The following is an 18,369-nucleotide window of genomic DNA, read 5'->3' as shown; positions in this document are numbered from 1 at the left end:
TCCTGACGCCATTGCAGAAATCCTGAATGAGGAGGGTATACCAGGCCCTCGCGGGCAGGCTTGGAGAGGAACGGCGATCCGGGGACACCGGCGAAGAGGTAGCGGAATTCTAAATAATCAGATGTACATCGGTCGCCTGGTGTTCAACAGGCTCGTATACCGAAAGAACCCAGTGAGCGAACGCCGGGTGTCTCGGCTCAACTCGCCGGAGCTACATATCATTCAGGAGGTTCCGACGCTGCGCATTGTCTCGGACGCACTCTGGAAAAAAGTAAAACGCAGACAAGCTTTACCTCGCCAACGGAAAACAACCTTGGGCCGACCGTCTAACCCACCCGGTAGTTCCAAGGCAGGAGATGCGCGATTTGGCTCTGCTTATGGCCATTAACGAGTGCAGTTAGCGTGCTTCTCAGGTAGTCAAAGGGATCGACGGCGTTGAGCTTGCAGGTCTCAACGAGCGATGCGATGGCCGTCCAATTCTCCGCTCCAGCATCATGACCAGCGAAGAGAGCGTTCTTTCGGTTTAGCGCTATTGGCCTGATGGTTCGCTCAACGATATTGTTGTCGATCTCAATGCGGCCATCGGTCAGGAAGAAACAAAGGCCATCCCAGTATTTGGCGATATAGGCCAGAGCTTCGCCGAGCGGCGATTTGCCAGCAACGCGGGCGCGATGATGCGCCAGCCAAGTTCGTAGGTCGGCAATCAATGGCGCTGATCGTTCCTGCCGCCCAGCCAATCGAGCGTCGGCGGGAAGACCACGCAGCTCCGCCTCTATCCTATAAAGTTCACCGATCCGTTTGACGCCTTCCTCGGCAATCGGTGCCGATCCGCTGCGCGTGATCTCGACCAGCTTGCGACGGGCATGGGCCCAACAATAGGCAAGCTGGATGTAGGGACCGACACGATCCGGTGCGATCAGTCGATTATATCCGGCGTAACCATCCACCTGAAGGATACCCATAAATCCTTGCAATATCCGCTCGGCATGTAGCCCCCCGCGACCGGGCGCATAGGTGAAGGCCACACCTGGCGGCGCACCACCACTCCATGGTCGGTCATCACGAGCCAGCGCCCAGAAGTATCCTGTTTTGGTCTTGCGTGAGCCGGGATCGAGGATTGGCGCACGGGTCTCGTCCATGAACAGCTTCGAAGACCGCTTCAGGCCTGTAATCAGAGCCTCGAAGACCGGGCGGAGTTCGAATGCCGCGCGACCGACCCAGTCGGCCAGCGTGGAACGGTCAAGATCAATGCCCTGTCGACTCATGATCTGTGCCTGCCGATAGAGCGGCAGGTGATCGGCATATTTGGACACCAACACATGCGCGATGGTCGCCTCGGTAGGCAATCCGGCATGGATCAGTCGTGCTGGTGCTGGAGCCTGGGACACTCCATCGGTGCAGGCACGGCAGGCATATTTGGGACGACGGGTGACGATGACACGGAACTGCGCCGGTACGATATCCAGCCTCTCGGACAGGTCCTCGCCGATGCAATGCAGACCGCCGCCACAGTTGCAGATCAAGCTATCCGGCTCGATGAGCTCCTCGACACGAGGAGGATGGGCGGGAAGAGAGCCCCGATGGCGGCGCGTGCTTTGGGCTGCGGCTTACCCGGAGAGCTGTCAGCCTCGTCTTCGGCATGGATAGCCGCGATGGCCGTCTCCAAGTCTTCCAGGGCAAGATCGAATTGCTCAGGATCGGCCTTCTCGGACTTGCGGCCAAAGGCGGCTTGTTTGAAAGCGGCTACCAGTTTCTCCAGCCGTTCGATCCGATCATCCTTGCGGACTTCACGAAGCTGCGACGCGATCAGCATCGCCTTCAGGGCAGCAATATCGTCTGGAAGATCGACCGCGTCCAACATGCAGAAAGTCTATCAAATTGGGCGTCGTCTCACTGTCGGAATTTGGCACCCGAGTCATCGTGTCGCACCTATTCGATTGCGGTCGGCGCTCTTGTCTCAACAGAGCGGACCCGCCGCCAGTCGAGCCCCGCAAACAAGGCTTCGAACTGGGCATGTCCCAACGTCATCAAACCGTCCCGGATGTCTGGCCAAGTGAACGTGTGCTCCTCCAGCCGCTTGTAGGCCATCACCAGACCGCTGCCATCCCAGTAGATCAGCTTCAATCGGTCCGCCTTGCGCGATCGGAATACGAAGACCGTCCCCGTAAATGGGTCCTTATGCAACTCGTTCTTGACCAGTGCGGCCAAGCCGTCGTGACCCTTGCGGTTATGTGGAGCTCCGCATAACCGCAATTATGCGGCGATAATAATTATGCGGAGTCGATGACGTCGATGGACGCCTTGGGCGACTTCTTGACATCCATCGGCTCCACATAACTATGCGCTATCGCGTGGCAAGCATCGCGATCAGTTTATCCGGCGGGCGGAATTTGCCTGGCTTGATGCCGAGTGGCGCCAAAGCGTCGAGCATCTCGAGTTTTTCGGTCGGGTCAGCTCGCAGGTAGATCTCCGTGCTCTGGAGAGTGGCGTGACCCAGCCACAGCGCTACTTTGCGAATGTCGCGCGTCGCCTGAAGCATGTGCATTGCGCAGCTATGGCGCAGGACATGTGGCGATATTGACTTCGTCGCCAACGTGGGCGCGACGCTGACGGCGGCGGTGGCGTGCTTTTCGAGGATGTATTCGAAACCGGAGCGGGTCATCATCCTACCAGCGTTGTTCAGGAAGAGCGCCGTGTCGCCATTCTTGGGTCTGACCGCGATCCAGGCGCGGATCGCGGCTGCAGTCTCATGCCAGAGCGGTAGCACGCGCTCGCGACGTCCTTTGCCGATGATATGGATGCTAGCGGGTGACCGTCCGTCGAACTGGTCGAGGGTGAGTCCAACGAGTTCGGAAACGCGCAGCCCGCTGGCGAAAGCCAGATGCAGCATGGCTCGATCCCGAATGCCTGATAATGACCGCCGATCCGGTGCACTAAGCAGCGCTTGCACTTCGGCACGCGAAAGCGAAGCCACGAGCGCCTCGTCAATCTTCTTCATCGGAATAGCGTGCACCCTAAAGGCCTGATCCAGCACTGCGGGTACGCGATGCTCGAGATAGCGGAAGAAGGACTTCACGGCCGCCAGCCTGGCGTTGCGCGAACGGGCCTTGTTGCCACGCGTTTCTTCGATGTGTTCGAGAAAGGTGAGGATCATCGGTACGTCGAAATCTTCGATCTGCAGCAGACACGGTCGCTTGCTTAATCGTCGCGCGGCAAACGTCACCAGCAGCTGGAAGCTATAGGCATAGGCATCGCAAGTGTGAACGCTTGCACGTCGTTCCCGGGGAAGATGTTCGCGCAGGAAGGCGGTGAGGTGCTGGGCAAGTTGGGTCATGCCGTCACTCCTCGATGCAATGTCTCGCCGGCTGCCGACATATGCGTCATCAGCTCCGGCGTTGACTGGAGATACCAGTAAGTATCGGTTACATGGGCGTGCCCCAGATAGGTACTGAGTGCGGAGATATGCTGCGCGACCGCCTGGGAATCGTGCGCACAGTGTTCGAGAGAGCGGACGGCGAACGTGTGGCGAAGATCGTGGATCCGCGGCCCTCGCGATCCTGCAGCCCCTCGCAACCCGATCGATCGCATGATCTGCAAGAAGACCGTTATCACTGTCGGATAAGCGAGCGGCGTTCCCTGATGCGATATGAAAAGCGCATCGCTCTGACTTGCTGCCTTCAGGCGAGTGGCGAGGTATCCGTCCAAAGCGCGTCGGGTGGTCGGGTGGAGCGGCAGCAACCGGCTCTTCTTGAACTTGGTCTGGGCAATGATCAACCCATCGTCGGTCACATCCGGCAATCGAATGGCGATCGCCTCCGAAACACGCATTCCCGTCGCGGCAATCAGCCCGAACATCGTGGCGTAGGTGAGCGGCCTGATTGAACCGTCAGGGCCAAGTCGCTGAGCGTCGTCGATCAGCCGTCGGATCTCCCCGGGACTATAAATGTAGGGCGTGCGGCGATTGCGAGTTGCGCGGCCGAAAAGATCAGCGGAGGGAACTTCGTGGCGCGAATCTTCGGCATGCAGCGAGAGCGCGAAGCGACGGACCGCCAATAGGCGGTTGCGACGTTGTTCGGGTGAAGGCGCCTGTAGCGCCCACTCATGCACGGTTGCTGTCGTTATAAAATGCTCACCGCGATGCTCGGCAAAGGTGACGAAGTTGCGCAGGAGAATGCCTGGGGTCCTAAACTTGAATCCCAGGGCTTGATGCAGCGCCGCATGGTCGGCGAGGAGCTGACTCAGCATGGGAGCTCTCCCGGCCAAGGCTGGGCAACCTGCTCCAGCATCGCGACATCGACCTTAGCGTAATGTGCGGTCATATCGATCGAACGGTGACGCAGCACCGTGCCAACAGCTTCGAGTGTGGCCCCCGCGCGGAGCATCGAGGTTGCCGCTGAGTGGCGCAGCAAGCACGCTCCCGACGACGGGGGATCTGAAATGCCCGCACGTTTTAGCGCCAGCGCTACGATCGTGGAGACATGACTGGACTGTGAAAATGACCGGAAGGGAGCAATCATTGTAAGAAAGACCGCCTCTTGAGGCACGCGCGGCCGTTCCTGCTCGATGTATGCGAGAAGTGCATCACCGACGTCCTGCGGTAATGGCAGCCGAACTTGCCGGCGCGCTTTGCCACTTAGGCGTAGCATACCTGACGTCCATTCGATGTCGTCGAGCCTGAGTCCGGCCACATCCCCGGCCCGCAGTCCAAGACGAGCTAATAGAAGCAGGATTGCCCGGTCCCGCAGTTGGCCTCTGCTGAGTTGATCGCAGGATGCAATGACGCTTTCAACGTCGGTGGCTGCAAGATACCGCGGCAACGATGAAAGGCGCCACTGCAAGACCGGGGGAATGGCGTGATCGAGGTTGGGTCGGCACAAGCTGGCACCCGCGAGGTAGCGGAGATAGCTGCGCAAGGCGCTTGTTATGGTCCTCAGATTAGCTGGCCCGGTTCGCTCGCGCCACTCTCGGACAACATTACGGATCAGGGCGGCATCATAGTCGAGGGTCGCCGCGCCGAGCACCGGCAAGAGCCTATGGAGGTCGCGAAGGTGACGGGTGATCGTTCGTTCCGACAGTCCTCGGTGGACGCGCAACCAGCTTTGATAGCCGTCAAGCAGGGGATATGGCGACGCGATCTTCGGGGGTGGACATACAACACCTGCCCCTTGCAGGAAAACAACGAACCTCCCGGCACGGCGAGAGTATTTTGGCGAGACCCGCAGCCACTGTCGCCCACCGGCACATCGACAGCGATGTTCGGCAAAGCGACGAACGACATCACCATCGATGACGTCCATCGAGATCCCCGATTTGTCAAGCCAAGCTGCGAAATGACGAGCCGAGGCCGTGTAGCCTTCAATGGTCAGCGGCGTATACCTCTGAGCGGCAAGCTCATCTGCGAACCGATCGATCCATGACGACAAAGGGCCGGGATCGAGGAACAGGTGATTACGACTATTGGCATTCATATTACTCTCCTCACAGGGTGAACCCATCGTGAGGGAGCATATTATGTGGAGCGACCGCGCCTGCGCATTTTAACTAAGCAGCTGTAATGAATACATAATCTATAGATTTGCGTCATCGGCTCTGCATAATTATCATCGCCGCATAATTACGGAAATCGACGGGCTTGGTCGCCACCATGATCCGAACCCGGTTCGAGGGAAAGATCATGCCGGAACCGCGCAGGCACGCGCGACAGCGGCGATCCGGGCGGCGGACGCGCCTTCTTCCAACCGGATCGTGACAGCGCCGACGATGATCTCGGGACGACTGGCTTTCTTGATGGGTGGCTCCGCAACTGGTGGATCGACGATCACCGCTGCAAACTCCACCGCATCCTCAGGCGCAGGCAAAATCAGTTTGCCCTGCCGCGCCATCGTCCGCCACGCAGAGAGGTGGTTCGGCCTCAAGCCGTAGCGCTCTGCGACCTCATTCACCAAGGCTCCGGGCCGAAGGCTCTCCGAAACGATCTGTGCCTTAACATCGTCTGGCCAATGCCGATGAAACTCACGTCCAGACTTCCTGGTCGTGAGAACCTCCAATGTACTCTCCATGGAGAAACTCCCGTTGCTCGTCCATGAAAAGGCGATCACAGATCACGGCGGCGAGGACAATGTGGGATTGGAACAGCGGTTACGTTTGACCTGTGTGGCGACGTCTCACATGTCGAACCCGATCCAATCCTTTTAAAGCAGCACCGCTTTCCCCACGGAGCCGTGTTCAATCCACTTAGTATCTCTGCCGAGGATTTTCGAGGACATATTTCAGTTCAAGCCGGGAGCGGAAGCGTCGATCATTCCGAACGGACCCACATGTACGACAAACGACGCTCGAGGTGATCAGCTACGTCCGGTGCGCTTGAGCGGCAATAGAGAGTGCCGCACAACGCACAATGACCGCCAGCTTGATGTAATCCGTATTCAGATTTCAGTCTGGCATGTCTCGAGTCCGCGTATTCCAGCGGTGGCAGAGAGACTACGGCCGCTCGCGCCCGAGATAGAATATCCGGCAATGTCTTGTGAGTTGGCTTTTGGAACCCGCCCATGGCGGCGGGCCCATTGAATAGGGCGTAGCGCTGTGCAGCAGAGTCCGAACCGGGCAGATTGCGACATCCTGAAGATCTAGTGCGGCGATCGCTTTCGTGACGAGGTTTTCAAGCAAGTTTCAGCACTCGTATCTGCGGCAATCTTCTGCCCTTTCGAGAGTTCCTATCCACTCCAGTTCAAAAAGAAGCATTTACCAATGAGGCAACAGAAGAGATCGAATGGCGGTCCCCTGACCGCAACTGACCCGGAAACGGCGAGTTTGGCTATGGAGGGGCACGCTCACGAAGAGAGAGCGCGCCGGCGCGAACCAAAGACATCAATCCCTTCAATTGGACGCGGCCAGTCCAGAGATAAAGTTACTTGAAACTGATTTACTTTTGTAATTATTTAATGCAGTTTGATTGAGCTCGGAGGAGCTTGAAGATCTGTGGAGGATTACATCATGCGAAAGCTGCTAAAATTTTGTCTCGTTGCGACGATCGCCGTCACCGGTGCGTATTCGCTCGTTCATGCTCAGAGCCTTGAAGTGACAATTACCGCACCGGCAGGCGCTGGTGGTGGCTGGGATTCTGCTTCCCGTTCCCTTCAGGAAGTCATGATGGCCACCGGCGCCGCGAAGAGCGTGCAGGTCGTCAACGTTCCGGGCGCAGGCGGCACTGTCGGGCTTGCGCAGTTCGTAGGAGCCGCCAAAGGCAGCCCCAAACAGTTGCTCGTCGCCGGCATCACGCTCGTCGGCGCAAGCATCTCCAATGCCTCACCGGTTGATTTGACGCAGGTTACGCCGGTAGCCCGACTAACGGGCGATCCGCTGGTTATTGTCGTGCCAAAAGACTCGCCGATCAAAACGATGGCGGACCTGAAGGCGACGATTGCCAAGGACGTCGCAAAGACTATCTGGGTCGGCGGCTCCGCTGGCGGCGCGGATCATATCCTCGCCGCGCTCGTCACCAAGGGCTCCGGTCAGGATCCCGCCAAGGTCAACTACGTGGCCTATTCCGGCGGCGGGGAATCCCTCGCAGCCATGCTTGGCGGTCAGGCGACCGCTGGTGTCTCGGGTTACGGCGAATGGGAAGGCCAGATCAAATCCGGCGACCTTCGGGCGCTCGCGATTTCCTATCCCGAGCCGATCGCCGGTATCGAGGCCCAGCCCCTCAAGGCGCAGGGGTTTGATATCGAACTGGTCAACTGGCGCGGCGTATTTGCCGGTCCCGGCGTTGAAGGCAAGGATCTCGATGCCATCAAGGCTGCGGTCGAAAAGACCGTAAAGTCCGACCGCTGGAAGGAAGTCCTCAAAACCCGCGGCTGGACCGACTACTACGCGCCATCCGACGAGTTCAAGACCTTTATCGGTTCCGAAACAGAACGGGTCCGCGCCATCCTGACATCCATCGGCCTTGCTAACTAATCCAATCTGAGAGCGGGAGGCGGCTTGTCGCTTCCCGCCGACGAGGACCATTATGACATCCAAGACATTGTCTGTCGCCAACCGGCCCGTCGCGGTGGTTGCGATCATCCTGCTTGCGATTGCAGTGATTACATACTGGGACGCAAGTCACATGAAAGTTCGTGCCAGTTACGGCATGAGTGCAAGTGCTGCATCCTATTTCGTGGCGATCCTATTTGCCGCGTTGGCTATCGGACATCTCGTCAGCGCTTTCCGACCACGCGATGTGGAGGCGGAAGTTACCGACTGGAAGGCCGTGAGCTGGATTGGCTTGGGGCTGGCCGGACTGATCGGCTCGATTTGGCTGGGCGGCGGTTTCATCCTGGGATCGACGCTGCTGTTTGCCCTTACCGCGCGTGCTTTCGGTAACAAGACGATCATCAAGGATCTCTGTCTTGGTGCCATCATCGGCGTGATCATTTTCCTGATGTTCAACAAGCTGCTGACGCTTGCGCTGCCCCAGGGGCCGCTTGAACGACTGTTCTGAGGCTACCCATGGATTCTCTGTTTTATCTTTTTCAAGGTTTTGCGACCGCGATCGAACCGGCAAACCTGATCTATGCCGCGGTAGGCGTCATCATCGGCACGGCCGTTGGTGTCCTGCCGGGCATTGGACCGGCATTGACCGTCGCGTTGCTTCTGCCTGTTACCTTCAAGCTCGATCCGGGCGGCTCGATCATCATGTTCGCCGGCATTTATTATGGCGGTATGTATGGTGGATCGACGACGGCCATCCTCCTGAACACACCAGGCGAAAGCGCATCGGTTGTGACGGCTCTCGAAGGCAACAAGATGGCGCGCTCCGGCCGCGGCGGACCTGCTTTGGCCACCGCCGCGATCGGATCGTTCGTTGCAGCCCTAATCGCAACGATAGGTCTGGCGTTTCTGGCGCCAATGCTGGTGAAGGTTGCCGTCAAATTCGGCCCTTGGGACTACTTTGGCCTTATGCTGATCGCTTTCGTCACCGTATCGGCGACGTTCGGTTCTTCACCGTTGCGGGGGCTGACAAGCCTCGCGTTCGGCCTGTGGCTCGGTCTGATGGGCATCGACCAGCTAACGGGTCAGGCCCGGCTGACGTTCGGCGTGCCAGAACTGCTTGATGGTGTCGAAGTCACGACGCTCGCTGTTGGCCTGTTTGCCATCGGCGAAGCTTTGATCGTCGCATCGCGCCACCTTTACAAACCGGAAAAGCCCATTCCCGTAAAAGGCTCGATCTGGATGTCGAAAGATGACTGGAAACGCTCCTGGAAACCTTGGCTGCGCGGAACCGTGATCGGGTTCCCGATCGGCGCACTGCCCGCGGGTGGCGCCGAAATTCCGACTTTTCTGAGCTACAACGTTGAGCGCAAGCTTTCCGATAAGCCTGAGGAGTTCGGGCATGGTGCAATCGAAGGCGTCGCAGGACCGGAAGCTGCCAACAACGCGTCTGCCGCCGGTACATTGGTGCCGCTGCTGACGCTTGGCCTTCCGACGTCTGCCACGGCCGCCGTGATGCTCGCCGGCTTCCAGCAATATAACATCCAGCCAGGTCCACTGCTCTTTACACAGCATGCCGATCTCGTCTGGGGGCTCGTCGCCAGCCTGTTCATTGCCAATGTCATGCTGCTGGTACTGAACCTGCCTCTAGTCGGGCTCTGGGTGAGGTTGCTCAAGATCCCGTTGCCATGGCTCTATGCCGGCATCCTGGTCTTTGCCTCGATGGGAACGATCGCTGCAAATCCATCCGTGGTGGAACTGCTGCTGCTCACCGGCTTTGGCGTCATCGGTTTCTTCATGCGCAAGTTCGATTATCCGATCGCGCCTGCCGTCGTCGGATTGATCCTCGGTCCACTTGCCGATAGCGCACTCCGCCGTTCCATGCAGATGAGCCTCGGTGATCCGATGATCCTGTTCCAACACTGGAGCTCGGCGATCATGATCGGTATTGCTGTGATCGCGCTTGTTGCTCCATTCCTGTTCAGGGGACTGTCACGCTTCCAGCAGGACGAGGACTAGAAATTCGGCGGCGGCTACAAAGGCCGCCGCTTTTTTCGGTTACGCGACGATGGTAGAAGGCAGACGAATTCAACAGAGCGAGCCCCATGGCGCGAAACAGTCTGACGCCTCAAATTACCGAGAACATCATCGAATACGCCAAAGCAAATGGCATGGGCGAGGGCGATCGCCTGCCACTCCAGATGCTGGCGGATGCTTTTCGCGTTTCCCGGGCGCCAATCATGGGCGCGCTCAAGAACCTTGAGGCGCAGGGTATCGTGCGCTCGGAACCCAACCGCGGCTTCTTTCTCGCGGTGGATGCGCAAGTCATGGATGCATCCAAGCCCATCGGATCCGGCGACGCTGACGGCAATGAAGACGTTTATTTCCGGATGGCGGATGACCGGCTGTCAGGAGCGCTTCCGGACAAGGTGAGCGAAAACGAGTTGATGCGGATGTACGATCTTCCGCGGACGAGACTGCTGAAGATCCTGCACCGAATTGCCGATGAGGGCTGGATCGAGCGCCTTCCCGGAAACGGTTGGGCATTCACGCAAGCGCTCACTTCTCGCAAGAGTTACGAAGACGGTTACGCTTTCCGCGCCGTTATCGAACAGCAGGCGATGCTGCTGCCGACCTTCGAGCCGAATCCCGAAGGTTTCAAGCGCGCTCGAGAAACCCAGAGCAACCTTCGCGACGGTGGTTACGAAGCGTGGTCGCGCGCCGAGATCTTCAAGGCCAATAACGAGTTTCATGAGATGCTCGTCGCTTGCTCGCAGAATGAATTTTTTCTCGATGCCATCCGACGCATCAATCGTCTGCGCCGCCTCATCGAATACCGCATCACCATAGATCGGACGCGCCTGCCGCGGCAAACCAACGAACACCTGCATATCCTCGACCTGATCGAGGATGGACGCAGGAACGAAGCCGCTGCTTTCCTCTACACGCACATCCTTGGCGCAGGACGCATCAAGACCCCGCAGGCCTGACGGCGCTGCTGCATCAACCGCCGAGCAGCAAATCTCCAGGACAAAGTCGGGCACATCCTTGCGAATATTGCATTTTATAGTTATATAAGGTCGAAATTGGTTCGGATGCCTAGGCCTCCGTTCTTTACGATGACATGAATTGAACTGGGCAAGACACGCGGATGAACATTGAAATCAATGATGTCTCTTACGAAGTCATAGACCTGCCTGCAGAGGCCGGCGAAAAGCTTGCGCGCATGCCGTATATTCACCGAATCCTGCTGGAAAATGCGATCCGGACCGGAGGCGATGATGCGGCAGGCGCGCGCAAGGCAATCCTCGATTGGGTTGATACGGGCGAAAGCGACGTCGAGATCCCGTTCCTTCCCAATCGCGTCCTGATGCATGACACGACCTGTGGCCCGGCGCTGGTCGATATCGCTGGCATGCGTTCGGCCCTGGCGGAGGCTGGCGGAGACCCTTCGCTGCTCAATCCCGTCGTTCCTGTGGATGTTTCGACCGACCATTCCGTCGCCGTCGATGCGTTCGGAACGTCTGCTGCCTTGGCCCGAAACATGGCGCGTGAGTACGACCGCAATTCCGAGCGCTACAGCTTCATGAAATGGGCGACCAACACACTCTCGGATTTCCGCGCCCATCCGCCCGGTACAGGCATCATGCACACGCTCAATCTCGAGCGGCTGGCCACGATCGCAACGCCATACCGCCGCGATGGACGCCTCTGGGCCGTGCCTGACGCGCTGATCGGTACGGACAGCCACACGCCGATGATCAATGGCATCGGTGTGCTGGCCTGGGGGGTCGGCGGCCTTGAAGCGGAAAGCGTATTTTTCGGGATGCCGGTGGCGCTGCGCGTCCCTGATGTTGTCGGTGTCAAATTGACCGGCGCGCTGCGCGAAGGCGTTTTAGCCACCGATCTCGCGCTCGTCATCACCCATCTGCTGCGAAAGATCGACCTTCAGGACAAGTTCGTCGAGTTTTACGGACCGGGCGTCTCTGCTCTAACAGCGGCAGAACGCGCGGTCGTTGCCAACATGACCCCCGAGTTTGGCGCCAATAGCGGTTATTTTCCAATCGATAGCCGATCGATCGACTACCTTTTGCAGACGGGACGCAGCAAGGAGCACGCTCTCTTTGTCGAAGCCTATGCGAAACGCGTCGGGCTGTGGTTCGACCCGCAAGCCAGTCCCCGTTATACGTCGATACTTGAACTCGACCTCGACAGCGTCGAGCCGAGCCTTGCCGGTCCCCGCCGTCCACAGGACAGGATCGCGGTCAGTGAAACCCGCGCGGCCATCAGCGGCATGAAAACAGGTGCTGTTGCAGTCGAAGGCGAGCCAAACGACGGGGCTGTCGCGATTGCGGCGATCACAAGTTGCACCAACACGTCCGATCCCGGCCTGCTCATCGCCGCAGGCCTATTGGCAAGAAAGGCACGAAAGTTCGGGTTGCGCCCGCCGCACTGGGTCAAGACGTCCACCGCACCGGGCTCTCCAACGGCCGAACGCTATCTGGTCCGCGCCGGTCTGCTGGACGATCTCGAATCCGTTGGTTTCGGCATCGTTGGTTACGGCTGTACCACCTGCATCGGCAATTCCGGCCCGCTGACGGAGCCTGTCGCGAAAGCAATGGCTGAGCGCGGCATTCTGCCCGCGGCAGTGATCTCCGGAAACCGGAACTTCCCGGGCCGCATCCATCCGCAGCTCGAAGCCGGCTTTCTGGCATCACCGCCGCTGGTCGTCGCGTTCGCGCTGGCGGGCACCGTCGAGATCGACATCATGACCGACGTGATCGGTACGGCTACGGATGGCGCGCCGGTAACGCTTGCCATGCTCTGGCCGAGCGCTTCCGAGATTGATGGAGCGCTCACCCTGGCATCCAGCATTGCCGATTTCGCTCCGGCCTATGATGCGGCCGAGGCAAGCAAGGCGTGGAAGGACTTGTCCGCCCCCACCACCACATTGTTCTCGTGGGACGAGAATTCCACCTATATCCGCCGCCCGCCATTTGCGAGTTTCGGCAAGGGCACGCAGCTTGGCACCTATCAAGCGCATCCGATCATTGTCCTTGGCGACGACATCACGACGGACCATATCTCGCCGGCAGGCGCGATCCCCGCCAAGGGCGATGCCGGCCGTCACCTGATCGAGCGCGGCGAGAACCCGACGGACCTCAACGTCTTCTCATCGCGGCGCGGCAACTGGGAAGTGATGATCCGCGGCCTGTTCACCAACAAGACGGTACGCAACCTGTTGGGCGATGTTCCGCCCGGATCAACGATCCACTCCCCATCGGGTGCCGTGATGTCGCTCTGGGACGCGGCACAGAGATATCAGGATGAAGAGCGCTCGGTCGTGATCGTCGCCGGCGAACGGTACGGGATGGGGTCTTCCCGTGACTGGGCGGCCAAGGGCGCGGCGCTGCTCGGCGTTCGCGCGGTTCTTGCCAAGAGTTTTGAGCGCATCCACCGCTGGAACCTGATCGGCATGGGCGTACTGCCGCTTCGCCTGCCCGAGGCTTTTGGCCCCGATGAGCTGGCATTGGTACCCGGCGATCTCCTGACGATCGTCGCTGAACCCGACGCCATTTCGTCACGCTGCCCTGTCGAGGTGCGGCTCGAGCGCACGTCCGGCGAGACGCTGACCTTCTCGGCCAGCGCCGCCATCGAGACCAATGCGGAGGTAAACATTCTGCGCGCGGGAGGCATCCTGCCGATGATTCTCACCAGATTGCTAGCGGATGATCGCCGCAATAGGTCCGGCACCTGATCAATGCCAGGGAAGGTCGAGGTAATGCTCTTATGTTTCCATTCACACTCAATCCCCAGTGCTTCAGAGCTTTAACCACCAGCCTTTTCAAGAAGTATGGTCTCGTCGTCCGAAAGATGCAGGTCCACCGCGCTGGCGAAGCTCTTGACGTGGGATGGAGACGTTGCGCTCGCGATTGGTGCCGTGACACCCTGGCGAGCCATAAGCCAGGCTAATGCCACCTCAACGGGCTTGGCTCGGTGTGCATCCGCTACTTCGTCCAATCCCTGGAGAATCGCTTTGCCCTTGGCGTTAAGGTACTTGCCGACCATCCCACTGCGGGCGGTCCCATCAAGGTCTGCCTCCTGACGATACTTGCCCGTTAAGAAGCCTGAGGCGAGGCTGAAATAAGTAACGACGCCGAGTCCTTGGGCGACGCTCAGATTCCTCAATGGCCCCTCAAAAGAAGCACGATCGTACAGATTGTATTCTGGCTGAAGGACCTGATAGCGCGGCAAGCCGGTTCGGTCGGCAACGGTCAGCGCTTCTTCTAATTGGACAGCGTCATGATTTGATGCCCCGATAGCGCGGATCTTGCCGGCTTTGAGGAGCCCGGCGTAGGCCGCGAGAGTCTCTTCATAGGGCGTACCAGCATCGGGTATGTGGGAGAATAACAAGTCGATTGCTTCAACCCCGAGGCGCGAAAGCGACGCCTCCACCCCCTTATTGATCCAGCGTTCCGAAAGTCCCGTCTCTCCCGGTCGGCCAAGATCGCCGCCCACTTTCGTAAAAATGACGACTTTGTCACGGACACCAGGCCGTGCTTTTAACCAGCGACCGATAATCGTCTCAGCCTCGCCGCCGCAGTTACCGGGTATCCATGCCGAGTACACGTCCGCCGTATCAATCGCATTGAAACCGTACTCGATAAAGGAGTCGAGGACGGCGAAGCTGGCTTGCTCATCAATGGTCCAGCCGAAAACATTGCTGCCTAGCACAAGAGGGGCTATCGAAAGGTTCGTCTGTTCAAGCTGACGCTTGTTCATCTCGTTCTCCAGTTCGGTACTGCCGCTGCTTCAACAGCGCCTGATTTCGCCAGGCACATTTGTTTCTTGGGCAGGGTTTGGGCGATTTAATGATGGCCCTGGGGTGGGCTATGCTGGAAAAGACGGCCTTGTTCCGCCAGCAGTACGCAAAGCAAGGAACACAGGCCGAAGCCGAGGAAGCCACCGGCAAGCGGCCCGGTTGATCCGTTGAAACTTTGTCCGATCACCGTGCCGATCAGGGCGCCCCCCAAAGTTTGCACAAAGCCTTGGACGGCCGCCCCAGCGCCGGCGACGTGGCCAAGGGGTTCCATCACGAGCGCGTTGAAATTGGCAAAGATCATCCCAGACGCCATCATTGCTAACGTCATCAAAGACAGAAAGACGCACAGATGAATGGGTCCCATAAGCGTCAGCGACCACCAGACTGACGACACCGCGATGAAAGTGACAAGCGCGCCGTGCGACAAGCGACGGATGCCAAAGCGCCTGACGAGGTAGGAATTAAGGAACGACGTGACCGCCATCGCTGCAGCCACAGACGCGAACAGGGTCGGAAACAACGGCCCGACACCGAACGTATCGACAAATATCTGTTGAGCCGAGTTAATATATCCATAGAGGGAACCGAACATCAGCGCGGAGGCGACGATGTAGCAAAAGGCAACCCGGTTTTTGATCACGACGGCTAGTCCGCCGCTGATTGAGCGTAGCGTAAAGGCCCTCACATCTGCGGGGTGCTGGGTCTCCGGCATGCGCAGCGCTAGCCATGTTGCGACAATCCCTCCGCCCAGGCCGATGATGAGAAAGATAGTGCGCCAGTCACCGACGAGCAGCGCCGCTTGCCCGAGCAGTGGCGCGAACACCGGCGCGGCCATGAAGACGGATATGACCAGCGACATGGTTTCGGCCATTGCCCGACCGCTGAACTTGTCTCTAATCATGGCGACAGTGATGACGCGGATTGCAGCGGCACCTATTCCCTGAAGGAAGCGCAGGCAGAGAAGCAGTTCGAAACTTCTCGTAAACAGTACGGCTACTGAAGCAAGGACAAATATTCCCAGACCAAACAGCAATGGCTTGCGACGCCCGAAGCGATCGGATGCGGGGCCATAAGGCAAGAGCGCAAGCGCCATTCCTACCATATAAGAGGTAATCACGAACTGCCGGTGATTGGGATTCACCACGCCGAGATCAGTTCCCATCTGTCCAAGGCCCGGGACCACGATGTTCACCGCCAACGCGTTTAGCGCCATAACGGCGGCAGCCAAGGTGACGAATTCCCAGGTAGCAATCTTGTTTCCCACGTACGCGCCTGACTCACTTGCGTCAATATAAGGATTTCCATTGTTCCATGGGTGCGGCATTGGCGCCCTCTCATGGAACGCGTCGTCTGCCGCTATCTTGCGTGGGCCGATTGTTGTTGTGGCAGATCCAATGTGTCGCAAACTCCAGAGACAAAAGTGGACGCAAGCAATCAGGAGTGTGAGACGAGTGTCGGCCCGCGAATACCGATATCATCGAGCTTTCCACGATCGGTTTCCGAGGTCCCTCTGTGTTGGAGGCGCCATCCCAATGAGAAACAATGTAGCGGCTTGGGCTACATGCTCCACAAGCGAGGCGTTCCCAGGGAACGGTTCGAGTCCGCAAACAGCGCGCAAGTGGACGTCCCCCCGAAGCATCCCGAGAAAATACCTCGCGCTTTTGAAGGGATCCGGTGAGACAATCTGACCCAAGGAATGAAAATAAGCTAACCCATCCGCTATAAGAGCATGTGTGGGTTCAACACCTTTCGAGTAAAAGATCTGTGCGATCTCAGGATGTCTTGCCCCCTCGCTAAAGACGAGCCGGGCAAGGTCTAGCGCACGGGGTTTCAGCATGGCTTCGAGGACTATCTGTCCAACCCGGTTGAGGTAGTCCAAAATGCTGGTACGACTTGGCACATGGGTCGGTAATTCGGCGAACAGGGCGTCACAGCATTGAACCATTGCTGTCTCGAACAACGCTTCTCGTGAAGGAAAGTACTTGTAGAGAGTGGCTTTAGATCCACCAACCGCGGCGGCAATGCTGGACATGGATGTCTGTCCATAGCCGTCGCGGACATAGAGTTGAACAGCAACATCTATTATGTTTTCGGTTCTGCTCTCTTTCGAAAGTCTTGGGAGGCGGGAGGCTATAGTGACCATTCCGTACACCTAGCTTCTTCTCCCGTCCATTGCAAGCTCTACAGCAAGAACCTTGGTTTCTGCCGGTTGACAAAGGCGTCCGACACTGTGGTCGTGCACTGCCTGCGAGATGCCGCAGTCTCATTTGCTACATTGGAATTCTTGCTCATTTCGCCCGCCGATTTCTGATGAACGGAAGTGTCTTGCATGGCGCCGCCGCGGGCATTCGCTCGCTTTCGAACTTGCGCCCGGGAGCTTCGTCACAAAGAGGCTTGCATCAGGTGCCACTGTGAACTAAGTGTACGGAACGGTCACTAACACTTTGCGAACCGTCTCGACCGGAATACTGACAGGAGGGTCGTCCGGCTAAGGTAGATTTGACTCTTGTGGATCGAAATACTCCTTTCGCTGCATGACAATGCGAAAGAGGCGCGAGGAATACTTATCATCGTGCGCTCGCTTGCTTGGATCGCGGGCCAAGTCATGCGCGACCAAGCGGGCCTTATCAAGGTCGCCCTCTTCTATTGCCGGACTAACATCTCGGCTTCGATATCGCTGCCATTACAATTCAATTTCAAGGAAAAAGTAGATGACTGATAAGACACTTGAAGGCAAAATCGCTCTAGTCACGGGCGCATCCGGTGGTATTGGCCAAGCCATCGCCCTCCAACTTGCGGAAGCTGGCGCCCAGGTCTTGGTTCACTATTCGGGGAACAAGGCGTCTGCGGATAAGACAGTTGCCGAAATAACGAAAGTTGGTGGAAGTGCGAGAAGCGTCCAGGCAAACTTGCGCGACGCCGCAGCAATCGACCTCCTGGTTGGCCAGATCGACGCTCTGGATATTCTGGTCAATAATGCCGGCGTGGCGGATGGAGCCGATCTTGCAGGCACGACGCGGGATCAATACGACGCTGTATTCGACACAAACGTCAAAGCAATGTTTTTCCTGACTCAGGCGCTTCTTCCCAAATTGCGTGACGGAGGTTCGATAATCAACACGTCATCCACCGTGTCGATCGCTGCCTATCCTGACTACCTTGTCTATTCGATGTCCAAAACAGCGGTGAACGGTTTCACGCGGTCGCTCGCTGCTGGTCTCGCTAAGCGACAGATTACAGTAAACGCGGTGTTGCCCGGTGCGACCGATACTGACTTCCTGGACGGGGTCAGGGATATTCCCGGCGTGCTGGACGCCATCGCTTCGCAAGCAGCTTTGGGACGTATTGGAAAGGCCATTGATATCGCGCCCGTGGTCACATTCCTCGCATCCCCGGCAGGACATTGGATCACCGGGCAGATGATCCAGGCTAATGGTGGCATGCACCTGTAGCCAGTATATTCCCAGGCCGTTTTTTTTCCATAGCCGTCGAGACCGGCTACGGGGTCGCGTCCCTGTTTCTGCATCTGCGATCAGGGGCGCGGGGGCTGCTCTGACCGCGCATCCGCCTGACAC

At 58.2% G+C, this 18,369-nt stretch carries 15 protein-coding genes and 1 pseudogene; 7 read left to right on the top strand and 9 right to left on the bottom strand.

Annotated features, from left to right (window positions below; genetic code table 11):
• The first annotated feature begins 10 nt into the window (after positions 1–10).
• On the top strand, positions 11–388 hold the full coding sequence (locus tag JNB91_RS18435) for a recombinase family protein (protein ID WP_220327050.1): 378 nt from the start codon (positions 11–13) through the stop codon (positions 386–388).
• On the opposite strand, the pseudogene tnpC reads toward JNB91_RS18435, so the two are convergent.
• From tnpC to JNB91_RS18405, 6 genes and pseudogenes are all read right to left on the bottom strand, one after another.
• Positions 327–1,861 (bottom strand): annotated as a pseudogene (gene tnpC / locus JNB91_RS18430) (IS66 family transposase). The gene JNB91_RS18435 and the pseudogene tnpC overlap by 62 nt on opposite strands.
• Positions 1,862–1,929: 68 nt before the next feature.
• On the bottom strand, positions 1,930–2,253 hold the full coding sequence (gene tnpB, locus JNB91_RS18425; RefSeq protein WP_220326969.1) for an IS66 family insertion sequence element accessory protein TnpB: 324 nt from the start codon (positions 2,251–2,253) through the stop codon (positions 1,930–1,932).
• A 91-nt stretch (positions 2,254–2,344) separates the two neighbouring features.
• The gene (locus tag JNB91_RS18420; RefSeq protein WP_220326968.1) at positions 2,345–3,334 is read right to left on the bottom strand and encodes a tyrosine-type recombinase/integrase; all 990 of its coding nucleotides are present in this window, start codon (positions 3,332–3,334) and stop codon (positions 2,345–2,347) included.
• Positions 3,331–4,245, bottom strand: coding sequence for a tyrosine-type recombinase/integrase (locus JNB91_RS18415; RefSeq protein ID WP_220326967.1), 915 nt, complete (start codon positions 4,243–4,245; stop codon positions 3,331–3,333). Before JNB91_RS18415 ends, JNB91_RS18420 begins: the two co-directional genes overlap by 4 nt.
• Positions 4,239–5,468: a tyrosine-type recombinase/integrase gene (locus tag JNB91_RS18410; RefSeq protein WP_220326966.1), complete on the bottom strand. Its 1,230-nt coding sequence runs from the start codon at positions 5,466–5,468 to the stop codon at positions 4,239–4,241. The genes JNB91_RS18415 and JNB91_RS18410 overlap by 7 nt, the downstream gene beginning before the upstream one ends.
• Before the next feature lie 204 nt (positions 5,469–5,672).
• Complete coding sequence (locus JNB91_RS18405) at positions 5,673–6,059, bottom strand: transposase (protein WP_220326965.1); 387 nt, start codon at positions 6,057–6,059, stop codon at positions 5,673–5,675.
• 934 nt (positions 6,060–6,993) lie between these two features.
• Between JNB91_RS18405 and JNB91_RS18400 the strand changes: the two genes are divergently transcribed.
• The 5 genes from JNB91_RS18400 (at position 6,994) to acnA (ending at position 13,729) form a co-directional block, all read left to right on the top strand.
• Positions 6,994–7,956: a Bug family tripartite tricarboxylate transporter substrate binding protein gene (locus JNB91_RS18400; RefSeq protein WP_220326964.1), complete on the top strand. Its 963-nt coding sequence runs from the start codon at positions 6,994–6,996 to the stop codon at positions 7,954–7,956.
• 52 nt (positions 7,957–8,008) lie between these two features.
• Positions 8,009–8,482 carry a tripartite tricarboxylate transporter TctB family protein gene (locus JNB91_RS18395; RefSeq protein ID WP_220326963.1) on the top strand — a complete coding sequence of 158 codons (474 nt, stop codon included), beginning with the start codon at positions 8,009–8,011 and terminating at the stop codon, positions 8,480–8,482.
• An 8-nt stretch (positions 8,483–8,490) separates the two neighbouring features.
• Complete coding sequence (locus JNB91_RS18390) at positions 8,491–9,990, top strand: tripartite tricarboxylate transporter permease (RefSeq protein ID WP_220326962.1); 1,500 nt, start codon at positions 8,491–8,493, stop codon at positions 9,988–9,990.
• A gap of 86 nt (positions 9,991–10,076) precedes the next feature.
• On the top strand, positions 10,077–10,961 hold the full coding sequence (locus JNB91_RS18385) for a GntR family transcriptional regulator (protein ID WP_220326961.1): 885 nt from the start codon (positions 10,077–10,079) through the stop codon (positions 10,959–10,961).
• 161 nt (positions 10,962–11,122) lie between these two features.
• On the top strand, positions 11,123–13,729 hold the full coding sequence (acnA, locus tag JNB91_RS18380; RefSeq protein WP_220326960.1) for an aconitate hydratase AcnA: 2,607 nt from the start codon (positions 11,123–11,125) through the stop codon (positions 13,727–13,729).
• 71 nt (positions 13,730–13,800) lie between these two features.
• Here acnA and JNB91_RS18375 read toward each other — a convergent pair whose 3' ends face one another.
• The 3 genes from JNB91_RS18375 to JNB91_RS18365 form a co-directional block, all read right to left on the bottom strand.
• Positions 13,801–14,754, bottom strand: a complete 954-nt coding sequence (locus JNB91_RS18375; RefSeq protein ID WP_220326959.1) for an aldo/keto reductase — start codon at positions 14,752–14,754, stop codon at positions 13,801–13,803.
• Positions 14,755–14,840: 86 nt separating this feature from the next.
• Positions 14,841–16,058 carry a multidrug effflux MFS transporter gene (locus tag JNB91_RS18370; RefSeq protein ID WP_430736310.1) on the bottom strand — a complete coding sequence of 406 codons (1,218 nt, stop codon included), beginning with the start codon at positions 16,056–16,058 and terminating at the stop codon, positions 14,841–14,843.
• 210 nt (positions 16,059–16,268) lie between these two features.
• On the bottom strand, positions 16,269–16,937 hold the full coding sequence (locus tag JNB91_RS18365; RefSeq protein WP_220326958.1) for a TetR/AcrR family transcriptional regulator: 669 nt from the start codon (positions 16,935–16,937) through the stop codon (positions 16,269–16,271).
• A 568-nt stretch (positions 16,938–17,505) separates the two neighbouring features.
• On the opposite strand from JNB91_RS18365, the gene JNB91_RS18360 reads away from it, so the two are divergent.
• Positions 17,506–18,246: an SDR family NAD(P)-dependent oxidoreductase gene (locus tag JNB91_RS18360; RefSeq protein WP_220326957.1), complete on the top strand. Its 741-nt coding sequence runs from the start codon at positions 17,506–17,508 to the stop codon at positions 18,244–18,246.
• The last annotated feature ends 123 nt before the right edge of the window (positions 18,247–18,369 follow it).

Origin of the sequence: Aliirhizobium wenxiniae (genome assembly GCF_019511445.1) — a bacterium.
GTDB classification, from domain to species: domain Bacteria; phylum Pseudomonadota; class Alphaproteobacteria; order Rhizobiales; family Rhizobiaceae; genus Neorhizobium; species Neorhizobium wenxiniae_A.
The sequence above is the reverse complement of the archived record's forward strand: the minus strand, read 5'-3'. Positions and strand labels throughout refer to the sequence as shown.

Coding starts and splice junctions, on each gene's coding strand:
- JNB91_RS18420 (WP_220326968.1), bottom strand. CDS start 3,334: ATGACCCAACTTGCCCAGCACCTCACCGCCTTCCTGCGCGAACATCTT.
- JNB91_RS18415 (WP_220326967.1), bottom strand. CDS start 4,245: ATGCTGAGTCAGCTCCTCGCCGACCATGCGGCGCTGCATCAAGCCCTG.
- JNB91_RS18410 (WP_220326966.1), bottom strand. CDS start 5,468: ATGAATGCCAATAGTCGTAATCACCTGTTCCTCGATCCCGGCCCTTTG.
- JNB91_RS18405 (WP_220326965.1), bottom strand. CDS start 6,059: ATGGAGAGTACATTGGAGGTTCTCACGACCAGGAAGTCTGGACGTGAG.
- JNB91_RS18400 (WP_220326964.1), top strand. CDS start 6,994: ATGCGAAAGCTGCTAAAATTTTGTCTCGTTGCGACGATCGCCGTCACC.
- JNB91_RS18395 (WP_220326963.1), top strand. CDS start 8,009: ATGACATCCAAGACATTGTCTGTCGCCAACCGGCCCGTCGCGGTGGTT.
- JNB91_RS18390 (WP_220326962.1), top strand. CDS start 8,491: ATGGATTCTCTGTTTTATCTTTTTCAAGGTTTTGCGACCGCGATCGAA.
- JNB91_RS18385 (WP_220326961.1), top strand. CDS start 10,077: ATGGCGCGAAACAGTCTGACGCCTCAAATTACCGAGAACATCATCGAA.
- acnA (WP_220326960.1), top strand. CDS start 11,123: ATGAACATTGAAATCAATGATGTCTCTTACGAAGTCATAGACCTGCCT.
- JNB91_RS18375 (WP_220326959.1), bottom strand. CDS start 14,754: ATGAACAAGCGTCAGCTTGAACAGACGAACCTTTCGATAGCCCCTCTT.
- JNB91_RS18365 (WP_220326958.1), bottom strand. CDS start 16,937: ATGGTCACTATAGCCTCCCGCCTCCCAAGACTTTCGAAAGAGAGCAGA.
- JNB91_RS18360 (WP_220326957.1), top strand. CDS start 17,506: ATGACTGATAAGACACTTGAAGGCAAAATCGCTCTAGTCACGGGCGCA.